This is a genomic window from Thioalkalivibrio sp. ALE31 (assembly GCF_000377405.1).
Taxonomy (GTDB): Bacteria; Pseudomonadota; Gammaproteobacteria; order Ectothiorhodospirales; family Ectothiorhodospiraceae; genus Thioalkalivibrio.
Genome location: NZ_KB905024.1, coordinates 127269 through 142585 on the forward strand (window position 1 = coordinate 127269; position 15317 = coordinate 142585).

Genomic DNA, 15317 nt, shown 5'->3' on the forward strand with positions numbered 1-15317 from the left:
CGTCACCCGAACAAACGGAGGCGCATTGATGGACACGCACACCCACCCCCTTGGTCTTTCCACCACCGAACTGGCCCGAAGCATCGGGCTTGCCCCTGACTCGATCCGCGTTCACCTCTGCCGCCGTGGCAGCTACTTCGGCCTGGTGCCAGACCGCCTTCCGAATGGTCGGCTGCTCTGGCCTGCCGACTCCCTGGAGCGGCTGAAGGCGAAAGCCGAGGCCATGCCGCCGCGCCCCGTACCGAGCCGCAAGGCCGCAGGGGGTGAGTGATGCTGGAGGAAAAGAGTGACTCCACCCCGGTGGGGGCCGGGAATGGAGTCGAAGCCAGCACAGGGGGTGCGCTGAACTTCGAGGATACCACTGCCGCCCCGGTGGTAGTGAAGGCCGCCAAGCCGGACCCGGACAACATCCCCGAGGCGTTGAAGGCACTGCCGCACTGGGTGCCGTACCGGCGCCGTGAGAAGGGCGGCAAGGTCACGCCCTTCGGCCAACCGAAGCAGGACAAGGTCCCACTACAGCCGCGCCACCCCTTCGCGCCTGCCAGCACTGCCAATCCGGATCATTGCGGCAGCTTCGAGGAGGCCCGGGAAGCCCTGCGCCAATGCCCGCAGACCGATGGACTTGGGCTGGTGCTGACGCACGCCTGGCTGGACGCCCCCGACCTGGTGGCGCTGGACTTTGACGGCCTGCGCGACCCGCACACGGGGGAGATCGCCCCGGACAAACTGGCCGAATGGGAGACCATCAAGGCGGTCGGCAGCTACACCGAGGTCAGTCCGTCCGGCGAAGGCTTCCGCGTGTTCTGCTACGGGGGCGTTGGCGGCGCTTTCAATCACGGAGGTGTGGAGGTATACCCGGCGGGCGGTGCGGCCCGTTTCGTGACCGGCACCGGGGCGCACGTCGAAGGCTTCCCCCTCGAGCCCCGGCCCGTGCACAACCTGGCCGAACTGCTGGCGACGTACCGCCCCGCTGAAAGACCCGAGGCGGGGACCGGGGAGGACTCCGGCCTGCCCAAGGCCCCACCGCAGATCCCCGGGGACGTGCCCGAGCGCACGGCGCTGGATCTGGCGGATGGATGGCTGCGCTTCCTGGAGGACTGCGACCAACCGCCGGAGCATTTCGAGGGCGACCGTTCCCGTGCGCTCCAGAGCCTCACCACCGCCCTGCTGGCAAAGGATCTGGAGCCCGCCGAGGTGCTGGGGGTGCTGAAGCACTCGGACGCTTTCCGGGTGGCGCTGGATCACCGGGGACAAAACGAGGCCAAAGCGGTGCAATACCTGTGGGACGGCATCCGGAAAGCGGCGGCCCGTAACCCCGGTGCCGTGGCGGTGGGCGAGGACTTTTCTGACCTGGATGCCGTGGAGCGGGAGGAGCGACCGGACAACCGGCCCACGTTCCGCGTGGTGCGCCTGGACGATCTGGAAAGCGCCGAGGCACCCGCGCCGAGGCATATCCTGTCGCCGTATATCCCCGCAGGGACCGTCACGCTGCTCGGGGCGCATGGTGGGGCGGGCAAATCGACGCTCGCGCTTCACCTGGCGGTCTGTGTGGCCTTGGGACGGCCTTTCCTGGGCTTCCCCGTGGAGAGGCGCCCGGTGCTGTTTTTCAGCGCCGAGGACGGCGCGGACGTGGTTCGCTGGCGACTCCAGCAGATCACGCGAGCGATGGGGGTAGACCCGGCGGAGTTGGCGGAGCATCTGAAAGTTCTGGACGCCACCGAGGGGGACCCGGTGCTATTCCGGGAGGTGTTCGAGGACGGGGCGCGCAGAGGCGCCACGACACCCGCCTTCAAGACCCTGGACCGGGAAGCGGTGGAGCACCGCGCGGGGTTGGTCATCATCGACAATGCGTCCGATACCTTCGACGCCAACGAAGTGGAGCGCGCCCGGGTGCGGGCTTACATGCGGGCACTGGCGGGGATGGCCCGGCGCACCGATGGCGCGGTGCTGCTGCTGGCGCACGTGGACAAGAGCACCGCCAAGGCCAGCGGCAGCCGCCAAGGCAGCCCGGAGGGCTACAGCGGTTCCACCGCCTGGCACAACAGCGCCCGCTCCCGCCTGTTCCTGACCGCCAGCGGTGACGGCCTCACCCTGGAGCACCAGAAGGCCAACCTGGCGACGAAGGCGGCCCCGCTCGATCTCGTGTGGGAAGGCGGCCTGCTGGTCCCCCGCTCGGATTCCGAGTGGGTGGCGGAGGAGGCCGACCTGAACCGCCAGCAGGATGAAGAGGACGTGCTGAACGCCATCCGCGCCGCGATGGACTCCGGGGAGGACATTCCCACCGGGCGCGCCGGCCCCGGCACCACCCACCACGTGCTGACCCGATACCCCGACCTGCCGGAGCACTTGCGCGGGGGCGGAGGGAAGCGGCGCTTCTGGGAAGCCCTGGCCCGACTGGAGCGCGCCGGAAAGATCCGCCGGGAGGAGTACCGCAGTCCGCAGCGCAAGCCGAAAGAGCGATACGCGATCTGCGCCGGTTCGGAGCGCGCCGGTTCCGGGGAGGCAAGCGAATGAACACCGGGGGGCGCCAGTCTCTGCGCCAGTTCTGCGCGCGCCTTTCCCCCACACCCCCTGGGAACTGGAGCGGCGCAGGGGCGCCGCCCCTGCTCCAATTTGCGCCGGTTCCGAACTGGCGCAGAACTGGCGCAAACCGGCGCAGACGGTTCAAAGCCGATGCCCCCCGGTGTTGTATCCCGATTTCGGGCGCCGCCCCCGGCTGGGGTTTGGCCCGTGAACCCAGACACCGGAACCCCGGTGCAATCAAACCAAAAGAGGAAAACGCCATGAACCACGAGTACCCACCTATCCGTCCCCAGAACCGCCGAGTACACGAGCCGCCGGAGGTCCGAGACCACCGCCGCGCTCGAGGCATGTTCTTCATGGTCTGGTGTCCCGAGACCTGGGCGCCCGTCTCGAATTACGGGGATGCGCAGGAAGCCTATCAGGAAGCGATGCGGCTGAAGATGCTGTACCCCGAGCAGGACTTCTACGTGATGGCCGCCATTGCCCGTTTCGAGGATTCGGGCTTTTACACAATCGACGCCCACGGGAAGCGGAAACGCGTAGACGAAGCCTGGAGGGTCTGAAGATGGCAGCGAAACCCATAACCCGAGCCGCGCACGCGACCATCCGGAAGGCCGGAGGGGAAGCCTATGTGTTCGGGCAGGTGGCCGAGGGCCGGACGCTGAAGGCGATTGCTGAGGATCTGGGGATCTCCCGCCAGATCCTCAGCACCTGGTGCAACCGCCCGCAGCGCAGGGACGCGCTCACCCGTGCGAGACAGGAGGCCGCCGGTGCTTTGATGGATGAGGCCCTGGCGATCACCGACAACGCCGAGGAGGACGCGACTGCGCTCCAGAAGGTGAAGCAGCAGGCTGACCTGCGTAAATGGCTGGCGGGCCGGTTGTCACCGCAGCAGTGGGGCGACTCCGGCCCCGGTGTACAGGTGAACATCGGGCAGCTTCACCTGGACGCCCTGCGCCACCAGCGGCCCGTGATCGACGTGAAACCGGAACCCGAGGGGGGACGGGAGGATTAGGGGCGCAGTGACACCGGCGCGCCCCCGGTGCTACGTTGAAAACGCACCCGAGGCAGTTGCAGCTACCCCGGGCGCTTCCCACAACGTCACTGCACAGGAGTAGACGCCATGAGCAGCACCGATGCTATCACCCCCGCCGCGCACCTTCTCGACCTGGGGGAGGCGCGAGACCTGGCGCTTGAGATCCGAGCCGGGTGCAAGGCGATTGCCAGCCATACCGACCCCGACACCGCCGCACTGCTGAAGATGGTGGCGCATAGCGCCGACCGACTGGCGGGGGTGCTGGAGGAGGCCGCGCCGGAGATCCAGCCCTAGACGGGAGCGGAATGAGCCACGACCAGCGGCCACCAGTCGAAGACTTCGCGGACAAAGCGGCAGCTTTGCTGGTCTCCGTCGCCTTCGTCTTCGGCTGGCTATGGCTGGCGGGAGTGCTGGGGTATCAGCTTTGGCACTGGCTTCAGGAAGGGGAGTGGTTGCCGCTCCCGTTCCGGTTGGCGCTCGAATTCATTGGCCTGAACGTACCGGCCCCTGTGGAGATCGAGGGTTGGGCCGGTCTTTCTCGACTGCTGGAGTGGGCGATCAATCTGCCCATGTCCGTGATGGTGGGGCTGGCGGTGTTCGCGGTGGCGGTGCTGGTGAACGGGATGGTGCGGCGATAAGCCCAGCGAACACCGGTGCCGATGAGGCGGCGTTGCTTACATAGTGCTTACACGGAAGCGAAGGCTTGGAAGCAGGGGCGCGGCGGATCCCGCGTAAGCCTTTGAAAACTAATGGTGGCCGGGGACGGAATCGAACCGCCGACACGGGGATTTTCAATCCCCTGCTCTACCAACTGAGCTACCCGGCCATACTGCGGGGGGATTCGTCCTGCGGACGAAGGGCGGTATTAAAGCGGCCCGGCGCCGCCACGTCAAGCATGCCGGGCCGGTCGCCGCTGAAAAGCCCGGATCAGGAGGCGTTCGGGTCGACGAAGCCTTCCGGCTTCTCGGAGCCTTCGCCGAACAGGAACTTTTCCATTTCCTCTTCCAGGAACTTGCGCGCCTTGGGATCGACCGGGGTCAGGCGGTATTCGTTGATCAGCATGGTCTGGTGGCTCAGCCAGGCCTGCCAGGCTTCCTTGGACACGTTCAGGTAGATCTTCTTGCCCATCTCGCCGGGATAGGGCGGGAAGTCCAGGCCTTCGGCCTCTTGCCCGAGTTTTACGCAGTTAACGGTTCGTGCCATTGCCGGGATCCTTGTCGTCGTGCAGATAACGCTGGATGGGGGCCGGGATGCCGACCGCCCGTGATGTGCCGGGTTTATACCAAATCACCCTGTCGCCTTCCATGATCCCACACGCGCCAGCCGGGAGGTCGAAGGGGCGGATGCGCAGATCCAGGCGGTAGTGGCTGAAGCTGTGCTGCAGACCGTGATCGGTGGCGGCCGGCGCGGCGCCGGGCCACTGGGCCAGCACCCAGTCCTCCAGGGCTTCGGGGGTTTCGGCCTCGGGCAGGCTGTAGAGCCCGCCCCAGATGCCGTCCTGCCCGCGCCGGACCAGGGCGATGCCCTCGGGCGCGCGCAGGCACGCGGCCCAGCGGGTGCGGGTGGGGAGGTCGCGGCGTGGTCGGGGCGAGGGCAGCGTAGCGGTCAGGCCCTGCTGCGCAGCGCCACAGTCCTGATGGACGGGGCAGGCGCCGCAGTCGGGCCGGCTGCGGGTACAGAGCAGGGCGCCCAGGTCCATGATGGCCTGGGTGTAGTCGGCGCAGCGCGTGGTTGGGGTGCGCGCCTCGGCCTCGGCCCACAGCTCGCGCTGGACGGCCGGGCTGCCGGGCCAGCCGTGGATCGCCGCGTGGCGCGCGAGCACGCGCTTGGCATTGCCATCCAGGATGGCCTCGGGCGCATCATGCGCCTGGGCGATGATCGCAGCGGCGGTCGAGCGGCCGATCCCGGGCAACGCCTCCAGGCCCTCGCGTCGGGCGGGGAAGACACCCCCGTGCTCCTCGACCACCACCTGCGCGGCCCGGTGCAGGTTGCGCGCGCGGGCGTAGTAGCCAAGACCCGACCACTGGTGCAGCACGGCATCCTGCGGCGCCGCCGCGAGGCTCTGCACGTCGGGGAAGCGCTCCATGAAGCGGAGGAAGTAGGGGACGACGGTCTCCACCCGGGTCTGCTGCAGCATGATCTCGGAGACCCACACCCGGTACGGGGTGCGCGGGTGCTGCCACGGCAGATCCTGGCGGCCGTGGCGGTCGAACCAGGCCAGCAGCCGCTCGGCGAAGGCGTTCATGGACGGACCGGGCCTGGCGGCGCCCGCCCGGGAGGCGGGCACCGGCGGTGATCAGCGGCTGCGGAAGCGGTCCAGGAGCCGGTCGGACTCCTGCTCGATGCGCTCGCGGGCGCGCTCTTCTTCCTCGTCCAGGCGTTCGCGGACGCGTTCCTCTTCCTCGCGCACCCGTTCGCGGGCCTCGTCCTCGTAGCGACCGCGCAGGGCGTCCTCCAGGTCGAGACGGAAGCTCGGGTCGGTGAAGGTCCCGCTGATGCGGATGGGCAGCGTCACGCCGCGCAGGTCGTCCAGTTCACGGCCGCCCTGGCCTTCCAGCGTGCCTACCACTGTCGTGTTCACGCGGTAGTCGAGGCTGTCGTCGTTAAGGTCGGCCTGGCCTTCGCCGCGCACCCGCAGCAGGGGCGAGCTGGCGGCGAGGTCGTCGTTGCGGACTACGCCGTCGCGAATGGTGAAGCTGCCGGCGAGTTCGCTGAAATCGGTCTGGTTGGGCTCGTCCTCTTCCAGCTGTTCACCGCGCAGGCGCGCCTCGGCGCGGCGGATGATCTGGGCCACGTTGATACCGCGCACCGCGCCGTCCTCGAAGCGCATGTTGCCGGAGCCGTTCAGGGCCCCTTTCAGCTCGCTCAGGAGCTCGCCGCGGGTGCTGATGTCCAGCTCCAGGTTGCCGGTACCCATCAACCGCGCGTCGTCGCCCTGGAAGTCCTCCAGCAGGGCGCCAATATCCAGGCCCTGCAGGTCGGCGGCCAGTTCGTAGCGCGGGGCATCGTGGCGGGCGTCCAGGCGCAGGCGGCTGGTCAGCTCGCCGTCATAGGCGGCGGCGTTCAGCGGCTCGATGTTCCAGTCGCCGGCCTCGCCCCGGATCTGCAGCTCGATGTTGCGCAGGACCATGCCCATCACGTCCAGGCGGTCCAACGCAGCGCGGCCGTCCACGTCGACGCTGCGCAGCGCCTCCAGCGGCAGCTCGATGGCGAGGTCCTCGTCGGCATCGCGTTCGCCGTTGCCGTTGTCGGTACGCGCCTCTTCCACCTCCGGCGGCAGGTAGCGGTCGAGGTTCAGGCGTTCGCCGGAGACATCGAAGGTGATCTTCGGGCGCTCACCGCGGCCATCCCAGCCGGCGGATCCGCTCAGCATGGTGTCGTCCACGGTCACCAGGAACGGGGACATCTCCAGGGCCTGGAAGCTGCCGCTGGCCGAGAAATCGAACGCGACGCGCGCGAGGGCGTCGGGGTCGTTGGTCTGCGGCGCCTCCAGACCCAGATCGGTCAGCACGTCCTTCAGGTTGACGGTGTTGGTACGCATCTCGGTGCGCACCTGCGGCACTTCGCCATCCAGGTCGGACAGCTCGGCGAACCCGGTCAGACGCAGATCGGAGACACCCAGCGTCAGGCGCTCGAAGCGCAGGGTCATCGCGTCGGCCATCTCCAGCCCCACGTCGCTCTCCAGCGTCATGCCGACGGCGCGCGGCAGGCCGCCGCCATCCAGACCCAGGGTCGCGTTCAGGCGGCGGACGGAATAGCGCTCGTTGAGCAGGTCGACATTGAGCAGGCCGCCCAGATCCAGGGCCAGCTCCACCGGCTCGGCCAGGTCGCCGCCCTCGGCACGCACGACCGCCTCCAGGTCGAGACGCGTCTCGATACCCGGGCGGAAGCGACCGACCTGCAGCTCGAACGGCTCCAGGGTCGCCTGCATGCCGGACTCGCGGTCATCCCAGTGCACTCGGGCGTTGGTCAGGGAGATCCCGGCCACGTCGATGCGCTGCAGGGCCAGACGGGTCTCGGTCTCGGTGCGCTCGTCGTCATCCGCGCCCACGGCCTCGTCGCGGGCGGCGCCGGCGTGATCCAGCAGGTCGTCCCAGTTGTTGCGGCCCTGTTCGTCGCGCGCCAGGTTCAGGCGCACACCGTCGGCCTCCACGCGCTGGACCTCCAGCTCGCGGCGCAGCAGCGGCATTACCGCGACCGCGACATCCACCACATCGACCTCGGCGAACGGCTCGTCGCCGAAGCCCTCGGCGTTGCCGAAGCGCACCTCTTCCAGGCGCAGCCCGAGGCTGGGGAACAGGGTCAGACCGATCGGCCCGGACAGGGTCAGTTCACGGCCGGTGGCCTCCTGCACCTCGGCCTCGATGCGCTCCTTGTAGTCATTGGCATCGAAGGTGACCAGCAGGTACGCGGCCACGATGATGGCCAGCAGGATCAGGACGGCAATCAGGCCCAGCAGGCGCTTGATCCATTTCATTCGGAATCTCCTTTCGGTTCGGCCCGCCAGGTGCCACTGCGGCCCCCGCGTTTCTCCAGCAGGCGAACACCATCAATTTGCATGCCGCGATCCACGGCCTTGCACATGTCATAGACCGTCAGCAGCGCGGTGGACACGGCGGTCAGCGCCTCCATCTCCACGCCGGTCTGCGCGTGCACCTCGCAGGTGGCCTGTACGCGCACGGCGGTATCTTCCGTCTCCAGCTCCAGGGCCACCCGGGTCAGGCCGATCGGGTGGCACAGCGGGATCAGGTCGCCGGTCTTCTTGGCCCCCATGATGCCAGCCACCCGGGCAATGCCGAGGACGTCCCCTTTCGCATGGCGGCCTTCGCGGATGCGCTGCAGGGTATCCGGCTGCATATGGATGCGCCCCTCGGCGACCGCCACGCGGTGGGTGACGGACTTTTCGCCAACATCGACCATGTGCGCATGGCCTTCGGCATCGAAGTGAGTGAATTCGTTCATGATGGCTATAATGCTTGACTCGCAGCCATGTTTACAGGGGCCGGAATGACCGTACACGTTCACTATTTCGCGCGTCTGCGCGAGGAACTGGGCCGCCCGAACGAAGAGGCGGAACTACCCGCCGGCGAAACGACCGTTGGCGGGCTGTGGCAGCACCTCCATCAGGAGGCCCCGCCGGAACGCCTGATGGCCGCGGTCAATCAGGAACAGGCCAGCCTGGAGACGCCGGTGCGCGACGGGGACGAGGTCGCCTATTTTCCGCCGGTAACCGGGGGCTAGGGTGGCGGTCGAGATCCACACCGACGACTTCGACCCCTGGGAGATCGTCCGGCAGGCCGAGACGGCCATCCCCGCGAACGCGCGTGGCGCCGCCAGCGTGTTCGTCGGCCGCATGCGCGATTTCAACGAAGACGAGGACGTGACCGGGCTGTTCCTGGAGCACTACCCGGGGATGACCGAGCGCGAGCTGGAACGCATCGTCGCCGAAGCCGAGGCGCGCTGGCCGCTGCTGGGCTGCCATGTGGCCCACCGCGTGGGCGACGTGCGCCCCGGCGACGCCCTGGTGCTGGTGGCGACCTGGTCGGCCCACCGCGTGGCCGCCCGCGACGCCTGCAGCGACATTCTGGAACGCCTGAAGCACGAGGCCCCGTTCTGGAAGCGCGAGACCCTCACCGACGGCACCCAGCGCTGGGTGGAGAAAAACACCCCGGGCTTCTGAACGCCCTCCTGTAGGAGCCTGCCTGCAGGCGAAGCCCCTGCCAAAGCCGGACACGGGCAGGAGCATTCGCCTGCAAGCAGGCCCCTACAGGGGACGGGCCAGGGCCTCGGGATTCCCGCCCGCATACGTCCCTACACCCTCGTCAACCCGGCCGCGGCGAAGCGGAGAACCGGGGTGACGAGACATGGGGGTTGCGCGATGGAAGCATTCTTGTGGGAGCGGGCTTGCCCGCGAAGCCCCCGCCCGCGTCCGGCTTTGGCAGGAGCATTCGCGGGCAAGCCCGCTCCCACAAAAGCCGTCGCCGGTAGTGATCTCACCTACCTCAGGGTGAGGTAGAGGGTCTGGTTGCCGCGGCGCAGCTGCAGTTCCAGGGTCTGGTGGGCGGCCAGTTGCTGCGGCAGGTCGGCCAGGCGCTCGATGCGCTGGCGGTTGATCGCCAGCAGCACGTCGCCGGGGCGCAGCCCGGCCCGCGCCCCGGCGGTGCCGGGCTCCACCGCGATGACCGCCACGCGGCTGCGGCCGTCGTTTCCTGTGGTCTCGGACAGGCGTACGCCGTCGAGCCGCGGGTGGATGGCCGCCCCCTCGATGCGCCGCTCTTCCGGGCGATCCAGTCGCGCGACGATCTGCTGTTCCGTCCCGTCGCGCAGGATGTCCAGATCCACCTCGGACCCGGCGCGCAGCAGGCCCAGGCGGTTGCGCAGGTCGCTCGCGCTGCGCACCGTCTGGCCGTCCACCCGCAGGACGATGTCGCCGTGGGCCAGGCCGGCGCGCTCGGCGGCCGAGCCGCGCACCACGCGGGTGATCACGGCGCCCTGCGAGAGGTCCAGACCGAAGGCCTGGGCCAGCGCCGGGGTGAGGTCCTGCATCTCCACGCCCAGCGCGCCGCGCTCGACCCGACCTTCGGCCAGCAGGTGCTCCTGGATCTGGCTGGCCATGTTGGCGGGGATCGCGAAGCCGATGCCGATGTTGCCGCCGCCCCGCGCGAGGATGGCGGTGTTGATGCCGACCAGTTCGCCGCGCAGGTTGACCAGCGCCCCGCCGGAGTTGCCCGGGTTGATTGAGGCATCGGTCTGGATGAAGTCCTCGAAGCCGGCGCCACCCAGGCCGCTGCGGCCCAGGGCGCTGACGATGCCGCTGGTTACGGTCTGACCGAGGCCGAAGGGGTTGCCGATGGCGACCACGAAGTCGCCCACGCGCAGGGCGTCGGAGTCGGCCAGCGGGATCGCCTGCAGGTCCTCCGCGTCGATGCGGATCACGGCGACATCGGTGGCCGGGTCGGTGCCTACCACCTCGGCCTCGTACTGGCGGCCATCAAAGAGCGTGACCAGGATGGTGTCGGCGCGGGCGATCACGTGGCTGTTGGTCAGGATGGTGCCGGCCCCGGCATCCACGATGACCCCGGAGCCCAGGCCCTGGCGCTCGCGTTCACGCGAACGCTCGGGGACATCGAAGAAACGGCGGAAGAAAGGATCGTCGAACAGCGGGCTGACCGACTCCACCACGCGGGCGCGGGTGGCGATATTGACCACGCCGGGGATGGTCCGCTCGAGCATCGGTGCCAGCGATGGCAGCGGCTGGCCGTCCACCGCGGCCGGTAGCTGGGCGGTGGCCGGTGCGGCCCCGAACAGGGTCAGGGCCAGGATCAGGAGGGGAACAAGCCGACGCATGGGCGCTCCTCGAACGGGGTTCCGGTTATCAGGGCGCCAGGTTGGCGCGCGGGGCGAAGGACGACTTCTCGGCCATCTTGCGGTACCAGTCGCCGGCCTCTTCCTCCGGCGGCACCTGCACCATCAGCTTCAGGTAGAGATCCCCCGGCGGCTTGCCCGGCAGGCCCTTGCCCTTCAGGCGCATCTGCTTGCCCGACTGCGAGCCGGCCGGAACCTTCAGATTGACCCAGCCATGCGGCGTGGGGACCTCGATGGTCGCGCCCAGCGCGGCCTCCCAGGGCGTGATCGGGATCTCGCGGTAGAGGTTGCGGCCGTCCAGGGTGTAGCGGCTGTCCGGCTTGACCCGGATCTCCAGCAGCAGGTCGCCGGCGCCGCCACTGCCGACCCCCGGGTCGCCCTGGCCGCGCACGCGCAGGCGCGAGCCGTCCCGGGCCCCGGCGGGGATGCGTACACGCTGTACCCGGCCCTCGGCATCGTTGACCGACACCTCGGTGCCCTTGAGCGCCTGGTCCAGAGTGATCTCCACCCGGCCCTCGCGGTCGGCCCCGCGCATGTTGAAGCCGGCCCCGCCCGCACGGCGGCGACCACCGCCCATGCCGCCGCCACCAAAGATGGAGTCGAAGAAGTCCGAGAAGCCGCCGAAGTCGGCCCCGGCTCCGGCGCCCCCGCGGGCCCCGCCGTGCTGGGTCCAGCCGTCCCAGCCGGGCGGCGGGCGGAAGTCCTGACCCTGGCGCCAGTTGGAACCGAGCTGGTCGTAGGCCTTGCGCTTTTCCGGATCGCCCAGGGCCTCGTACGCCTCGTTGACCTCCTTGATGCGGGTCTCGGCGTCCGGGTCCTTGCTGACATCCGGATGGTACTTGCGCGCCAGCTTGCGGTAGGCCTTCTTGATCTCGTCCTGGCTGGCGTCGCGGCTCACACCGAGGATCTTGTAGTAGTCCTTGTATTCCATTGCGTTCCTCGAACGATTGCGTCCTCGGGTGACACCCGGATCCCGCCTGCGGTCATGGCGATCATGATAGCCGGGATGCGGCTGCCACCCAGGGAGACACTAAACCGCGCCTCCTCGGGGCCTAAAAAACCGGGCGCCACCACGGGAACCCCCGGGGCAGCGCCCATGTTGCGCCCGGTCAGGGATATCCTGCCGGGCCGGTGGGGCCGGATCAGCTCTCGATCTGGATCCGGCGCGGCTGCACGCGGGCCTGCTTCGGAATGCGCACCTCCAGCACGCCGTTCTCGCTGCGCGCGGAGATGTTCTCGGCGTCGGCTGTATCCGGCAGCGAGAAGCGGCGGAAGAAGGTGCCACGCACGCGTTCGATGCGCTTGTAGCCGTTCTTCTCCTCTTCGCTGTCGTGCTTGCGTTCGCCGCGCAGGGTCAGCACGCCGTTCTCCATGTGCAGCTCGATATCCTTCGGGTCCACCCCGGGGATATCGGCATGCAGCACGTAGGCATCGGTCTCTTCGCGGATATCCACCGCGGGGGCCCAGTCGGAGGTCGCGGCGGAGTCCTCGGTGCCGGGCATGTCCGGCATGCGACCGAGTTCGCGCGACAGTTGGCCGAGCAGGCTGAACGGTTCGTAACGGGTCATGGTCATGGCGTTCCCTCCTTGTGCGGGTGTCATCTGACTCACCCATAGACGTAGGGACACATCCCGCGTTTTCAAGGGCCTGGGGGCAAACCCGTTACGCGAGACGGCGAAACTCGCGCAGCTTGTAATCGTCGTCGGTGACCAGCTCGAACACGCCGTGTACCCCGCGCTGATCCAGGTGGCTGCGCAGCAGCCGGGCGGGGAATTGCACGCTCTCGCCGCTGTCGGCCTGGGCGAAGACCACTGCGGCGCGACCCGTGTAGTAGTCCTCCATTTCCTGGCGCGAGATGGCCAGACGCAGGCGAAACCGGCGCATGGGCTATTCCAGGTTCTGCACCTGCTCGCGCAGCTGCTCGATCAGGACCTTCATCTCCACGGTGGCGCGGGTGATCTCCAGGTCATGCGACTTCGACGAGATGGTGTTGGCCTCGCGGTTGAACTCCTGCATCAGGAAGTCGAGCCGCCGCCCGCTGGGGCCGCCCTGATCCAGGACCTCGTGCACGGCCGCCACATGGCCGTCGATGCGGTCCAGCTCCTCGGCAATGTCCATGCGCTGGGCCAGCAGGGCGACTTCCTGCTCCAGACGCTTCGGATCCAGATTCAGGTCCAGCTCGTGAATCCGGGCGAGGATGCGGCCGCGTTGCTCGTCCAGCATCGGCTGGCGCCGCGCGCGAATCGCCCGGGCGTGCTCGGCGAGTGCGTCCAGGCGCGAGCGCATGCCGTCGGCCAGGGCCGCGCCCTCGGTCGTGCGCATCGTGACCAGGGCCTCCAGCGCGTCGTCGAAGCCCGCCAGCAGGGGCTGCGCGAGGCTCTCGCCGACATCGGCGTTGCCCTGGAGCACACCCGGCCAGCGCAGGACGTCCAGCGGCGAGACCGGCGCCGGGTTCGGCATCATGCGCTCGATGGAGGCGCAGGCCCCGATCAGCGCCCGGACGCGCTCGTGATCGAAGGCCTCCGGGGCGTTGTCGGCCTGGCCTCGGTCGCGCAGGACCGCATCCACCTTGCCGCGCGCCAGGCGGGCCTTCAGGCGGCTGCGCACCTCGGCCTCCAGCGAACGCAGGTGATCGGGAAGATGGATACGCAGCTCGAGATAGCGGTGGTTGACGCTCTTCAGCTCCCAGTCGAACACGCCCGCGTCCAGGCTCATCGCGTGCCGGGAAAATCCGGTCATACTAGTGATCATGCGTCCCTCCATGGTGATCCCTGCTGCGTGTGGCGGTGGCGGCCCGTATACTGCGCCCCACTCAAATCTAGCAAGGATCACAGCATGCGACCCAGTGGCCGAACAGCCGACGCAATGCGCCCCGTGCGTTTTACCCGCCATTTCACCCGCCACGCGGAGGGTTCCGTACTGGTGGAGTTCGGGGACACCCGGGTGCTGTGCAACGCCACGGTGGAGTCGCGCGTGCCGCCGTGGCTGAAGAACAAGGGCCGCGGCTGGGTCACCGCCGAATACAGCATGCTGCCACGCTCCACCCATGACCGCATGGTGCGCGAGGCCGCGCGCGGCAAGCTGGGTGGCCGCACCATGGAGATCCAGCGCCTGATCGGCCGCTCGCTGCGCGCGGTGGTGGACCTAGAGGCCATGGGCGAGCGCCAGATCATCGTCGACTGCGACGTGATCCAGGCCGATGGTGGTACCCGCACCGCCTCCATCAGCGGGGCCTACGTCGCCCTGTACGACGCCATCCGCAAGGCGCGTGAACAGGGGCTGATCCGCAAGGATCCGCTGCACGGCCAGGTCGCCGCGATCTCGGTGGGCATCTGCGGCGGTGAACCGGTACTCGACCTCGACTACGATGAGGACTCGCAGGCCGAGACCGACCTGAACCTGGTGATGAACGAGGCCGGGGGCGTGATCGAGATCCAGGGCACAGCCGAGGGCCACGCCTTCCGCCGCGACGAGCTGGACCAGATGCTGGACCTGGGCGAGAAGGGCATCCAGGAGATCTGCGAGGCCCAGCGCGCCGTGCTGGCCGAGGGCTGATCATGGGCGATCCGCGCCGCGTCGTCCTGGCCACCGGCAACCCCGGCAAGCTGCGCGAGATCCGCGCCCTGCTGGAACCGCTGGGGCTGGCGGTCGAGGCACAGTCCGAACACGCCGTGCCCGAGGCCGACGAGACCGGCCTGACGTTCGTGGAGAACGCGATCCTCAAGGCGCGCAACGCCGCCCGCCACACCGGACTGCCGGCGATCGCCGACGACTCCGGGCTGGAGGTCGATGCCCTGCACGGCCAGCCGGGGATCTACTCCGCGCGCTATGCCGGCCCCGATGGCGACGACGCGGCCAATAACGCCAAGCTGCTGGAGGCACTGGCCGGCGTCCCGCCGGAACAGCGCGGCGCACGGTTCCGCGCGGTCGTGGTGTACCTGGAGCATGCCGAGGATCCGGCGCCGATCATCGCCCAGGGGGTGTGGCCCGGGCGCATCGCGGAACAGGCCAGCGGCGCCGAGGGCTTTGGCTACGACCCCCTGTTCTTCGTGCCCCAGGAGGGCTGCACCTCGGCCGAGCTGCCCCCGGAGACCAAGAACCGCCTGAGCCATCGCGGTCAGGCCCTGCAAGAACTCGGGGGCGCCCTGCGCGAGCGCATGGGCAATCCGCCGGCCTGACAACCCACGCCGTCCGGCACCGGGGCCACCCGGAGAGATCGCCACGGCGCTGCGCGCCTCGTGATGACGGGGACTTCCCGTCGTTGCGAGGCTCCACAGGGGCCGTGGCAACCTCCCGACGACACCCCGGCGCATGTTCGGACCCGCGTCGGGGCCAGGCCGGGGAGATCGCCACGCGCCTGCGGCGCTCGCGATGACTGTGCTTCCTGTCCCCG

General features: G+C 68.9%; 19 protein-coding genes and 1 tRNA gene. 10 read left to right on the forward strand and 10 right to left on the reverse strand.

Annotated features, from left to right (window positions below):
• Positions 1–28: 28 nt before the first annotated feature.
• From D103_RS0110115 to D103_RS0110140, 6 genes are all read left to right on the forward strand, one after another.
• Positions 29–271, forward strand: a complete 243-nt coding sequence (locus tag D103_RS0110115) for a hypothetical protein (protein WP_018876731.1) — start codon at positions 29–31, stop codon at positions 269–271.
• Positions 271–2514: an AAA family ATPase gene (locus tag D103_RS0110120; RefSeq protein WP_018876732.1), complete on the forward strand. Its 2244-nt coding sequence runs from the start codon at positions 271–273 to the stop codon at positions 2512–2514. Before D103_RS0110115 ends, D103_RS0110120 begins: the two co-directional genes overlap by 1 nt.
• 269 nt (positions 2515–2783) lie before the next feature.
• Positions 2784–3086 carry a hypothetical protein gene (locus D103_RS0110125; protein WP_231366605.1) on the forward strand — a complete coding sequence of 101 codons (303 nt, stop codon included), beginning with the start codon at positions 2784–2786 and terminating at the stop codon, positions 3084–3086.
• A 2-nt stretch (positions 3087–3088) separates the two neighbouring features.
• Positions 3089–3538 carry a hypothetical protein gene (locus tag D103_RS0110130; protein WP_018876733.1) on the forward strand — a complete coding sequence of 150 codons (450 nt, stop codon included), beginning with the start codon at positions 3089–3091 and terminating at the stop codon, positions 3536–3538.
• Positions 3539–3646: 108 nt separating this feature from the next.
• A complete protein-coding gene (locus tag D103_RS0110135; RefSeq protein ID WP_018876734.1) occupies positions 3647–3853 on the forward strand; it encodes a hypothetical protein in 207 nt (68 codons plus the stop codon).
• An 11-nt stretch (positions 3854–3864) separates the two neighbouring features.
• On the forward strand, positions 3865–4197 hold the full coding sequence (locus D103_RS0110140) for a hypothetical protein (protein ID WP_018876735.1): 333 nt from the start codon (positions 3865–3867) through the stop codon (positions 4195–4197).
• Between the two features lie 112 nt (positions 4198–4309).
• Here the strand turns inward: D103_RS0110140 and D103_RS0110145 are convergent.
• The 5 genes from D103_RS0110145 to moaC all read right to left on the reverse strand — a co-directional run bounded on the left by D103_RS0110145 (position 4310) and on the right by moaC (position 8521).
• Positions 4310–4385: transfer RNA gene (locus D103_RS0110145), tRNA-Phe, on the reverse strand.
• A gap of 101 nt (positions 4386–4486) precedes the next feature.
• Entirely contained in the window at positions 4487–4762 is a 276-nt protein-coding gene (locus D103_RS0110150) for an oxidative damage protection protein (RefSeq protein WP_018866575.1), read from the reverse strand.
• On the reverse strand, positions 4746–5804 hold the full coding sequence (mutY, locus tag D103_RS0110155; RefSeq protein WP_018876736.1) for an A/G-specific adenine glycosylase: 1059 nt from the start codon (positions 5802–5804) through the stop codon (positions 4746–4748). The genes D103_RS0110150 and mutY overlap by 17 nt, the downstream gene beginning before the upstream one ends.
• A gap of 51 nt (positions 5805–5855) precedes the next feature.
• Entirely contained in the window at positions 5856–8036 is a 2181-nt protein-coding gene (locus D103_RS0110160; protein ID WP_018876737.1) for an AsmA family protein, read from the reverse strand.
• The gene (moaC, locus tag D103_RS0110165) at positions 8033–8521 is read right to left on the reverse strand and encodes a cyclic pyranopterin monophosphate synthase MoaC (RefSeq protein WP_018876738.1); all 489 of its coding nucleotides are present in this window, start codon (positions 8519–8521) and stop codon (positions 8033–8035) included. Before moaC ends, D103_RS0110160 begins: the two co-directional genes overlap by 4 nt.
• A gap of 45 nt (positions 8522–8566) precedes the next feature.
• On the opposite strand from moaC, the gene moaD reads away from it, so the two are divergent.
• A complete protein-coding gene (moaD, locus tag D103_RS0110170) occupies positions 8567–8800 on the forward strand; it encodes a molybdopterin converting factor subunit 1 (protein WP_018876739.1) in 234 nt (77 codons plus the stop codon).
• Position 8801: 1 nt separating this feature from the next.
• A complete protein-coding gene (locus D103_RS0110175) occupies positions 8802–9239 on the forward strand; it encodes a molybdenum cofactor biosynthesis protein MoaE (RefSeq protein ID WP_018866571.1) in 438 nt (145 codons plus the stop codon).
• A gap of 317 nt (positions 9240–9556) precedes the next feature.
• Here D103_RS0110175 and D103_RS0110180 read toward each other — a convergent pair whose 3' ends face one another.
• The 5 genes from D103_RS0110180 to D103_RS0110200 all read right to left on the reverse strand — a co-directional run bounded on the left by D103_RS0110180 (position 9557) and on the right by D103_RS0110200 (position 13675).
• Positions 9557–10906 carry a DegQ family serine endoprotease gene (locus D103_RS0110180; protein WP_018876740.1) on the reverse strand — a complete coding sequence of 450 codons (1350 nt, stop codon included), beginning with the start codon at positions 10904–10906 and terminating at the stop codon, positions 9557–9559.
• Between the two features lie 28 nt (positions 10907–10934).
• Positions 10935–11855 carry a DnaJ C-terminal domain-containing protein gene (locus D103_RS0110185; RefSeq protein ID WP_018876741.1) on the reverse strand — a complete coding sequence of 307 codons (921 nt, stop codon included), beginning with the start codon at positions 11853–11855 and terminating at the stop codon, positions 10935–10937.
• 211 nt (positions 11856–12066) lie between these two features.
• Complete coding sequence (locus D103_RS0110190) at positions 12067–12498, reverse strand: Hsp20/alpha crystallin family protein (RefSeq protein ID WP_018867691.1); 432 nt, start codon at positions 12496–12498, stop codon at positions 12067–12069.
• Between the two features lie 88 nt (positions 12499–12586).
• The gene (locus D103_RS0110195) at positions 12587–12808 is read right to left on the reverse strand and encodes a DUF2835 family protein (protein WP_018867690.1); all 222 of its coding nucleotides are present in this window, start codon (positions 12806–12808) and stop codon (positions 12587–12589) included.
• 3 nt (positions 12809–12811) lie between these two features.
• On the reverse strand, positions 12812–13675 hold the full coding sequence (locus D103_RS0110200; protein WP_026280345.1) for a YicC/YloC family endoribonuclease: 864 nt from the start codon (positions 13673–13675) through the stop codon (positions 12812–12814).
• Between the two features lie 84 nt (positions 13676–13759).
• Between D103_RS0110200 and rph the strand changes: the two genes are divergently transcribed.
• Positions 13760–14479 (forward strand): ribonuclease PH, encoded by a 720-nt coding sequence (gene rph / locus D103_RS0110205; protein ID WP_026280346.1) that lies wholly within the window; start codon positions 13760–13762, stop codon positions 14477–14479.
• 2 nt (positions 14480–14481) lie between these two features.
• Positions 14482–15102, forward strand: a complete 621-nt coding sequence (gene rdgB, locus D103_RS0110210; RefSeq protein ID WP_018876744.1) for an RdgB/HAM1 family non-canonical purine NTP pyrophosphatase — start codon at positions 14482–14484, stop codon at positions 15100–15102.
• Positions 15103–15317: the final 215 nt, after the last annotated feature.

Coding starts and splice junctions, on each gene's coding strand:
- D103_RS0110115 (WP_018876731.1), top strand. CDS start 29: ATGGACACGCACACCCACCCCCTTGGTCTTTCCACCACCGAACTGGCC.
- D103_RS0110180 (WP_018876740.1), bottom strand. CDS start 10,906: ATGCGTCGGCTTGTTCCCCTCCTGATCCTGGCCCTGACCCTGTTCGGG.
- mutY (WP_018876736.1), bottom strand. CDS start 5,804: ATGAACGCCTTCGCCGAGCGGCTGCTGGCCTGGTTCGACCGCCACGGC.
- D103_RS0110190 (WP_018867691.1), bottom strand. CDS start 12,498: ATGACCATGACCCGTTACGAACCGTTCAGCCTGCTCGGCCAACTGTCG.
- D103_RS0110140 (WP_018876735.1), top strand. CDS start 3,865: ATGAGCCACGACCAGCGGCCACCAGTCGAAGACTTCGCGGACAAAGCG.
- rdgB (WP_018876744.1), top strand. CDS start 14,482: ATGGGCGATCCGCGCCGCGTCGTCCTGGCCACCGGCAACCCCGGCAAG.
- moaC (WP_018876738.1), bottom strand. CDS start 8,521: ATGAACGAATTCACTCACTTCGATGCCGAAGGCCATGCGCACATGGTC.
- rph (WP_026280346.1), top strand. CDS start 13,760: ATGCGACCCAGTGGCCGAACAGCCGACGCAATGCGCCCCGTGCGTTTT.
- D103_RS0110120 (WP_018876732.1), top strand. CDS start 271: ATGCTGGAGGAAAAGAGTGACTCCACCCCGGTGGGGGCCGGGAATGGA.
- D103_RS0110200 (WP_026280345.1), bottom strand. CDS start 13,675: ATGATCACTAGTATGACCGGATTTTCCCGGCACGCGATGAGCCTGGAC.
- moaD (WP_018876739.1), top strand. CDS start 8,567: ATGACCGTACACGTTCACTATTTCGCGCGTCTGCGCGAGGAACTGGGC.
- D103_RS0110135 (WP_018876734.1), top strand. CDS start 3,647: ATGAGCAGCACCGATGCTATCACCCCCGCCGCGCACCTTCTCGACCTG.
- D103_RS0110130 (WP_018876733.1), top strand. CDS start 3,089: ATGGCAGCGAAACCCATAACCCGAGCCGCGCACGCGACCATCCGGAAG.
- D103_RS0110160 (WP_018876737.1), bottom strand. CDS start 8,036: ATGAAATGGATCAAGCGCCTGCTGGGCCTGATTGCCGTCCTGATCCTG.
- D103_RS0110185 (WP_018876741.1), bottom strand. CDS start 11,855: ATGGAATACAAGGACTACTACAAGATCCTCGGTGTGAGCCGCGACGCC.
- D103_RS0110150 (WP_018866575.1), bottom strand. CDS start 4,762: ATGGCACGAACCGTTAACTGCGTAAAACTCGGGCAAGAGGCCGAAGGC.
- D103_RS0110195 (WP_018867690.1), bottom strand. CDS start 12,808: ATGCGCCGGTTTCGCCTGCGTCTGGCCATCTCGCGCCAGGAAATGGAG.
- D103_RS0110125 (WP_231366605.1), top strand. CDS start 2,784: ATGAACCACGAGTACCCACCTATCCGTCCCCAGAACCGCCGAGTACAC.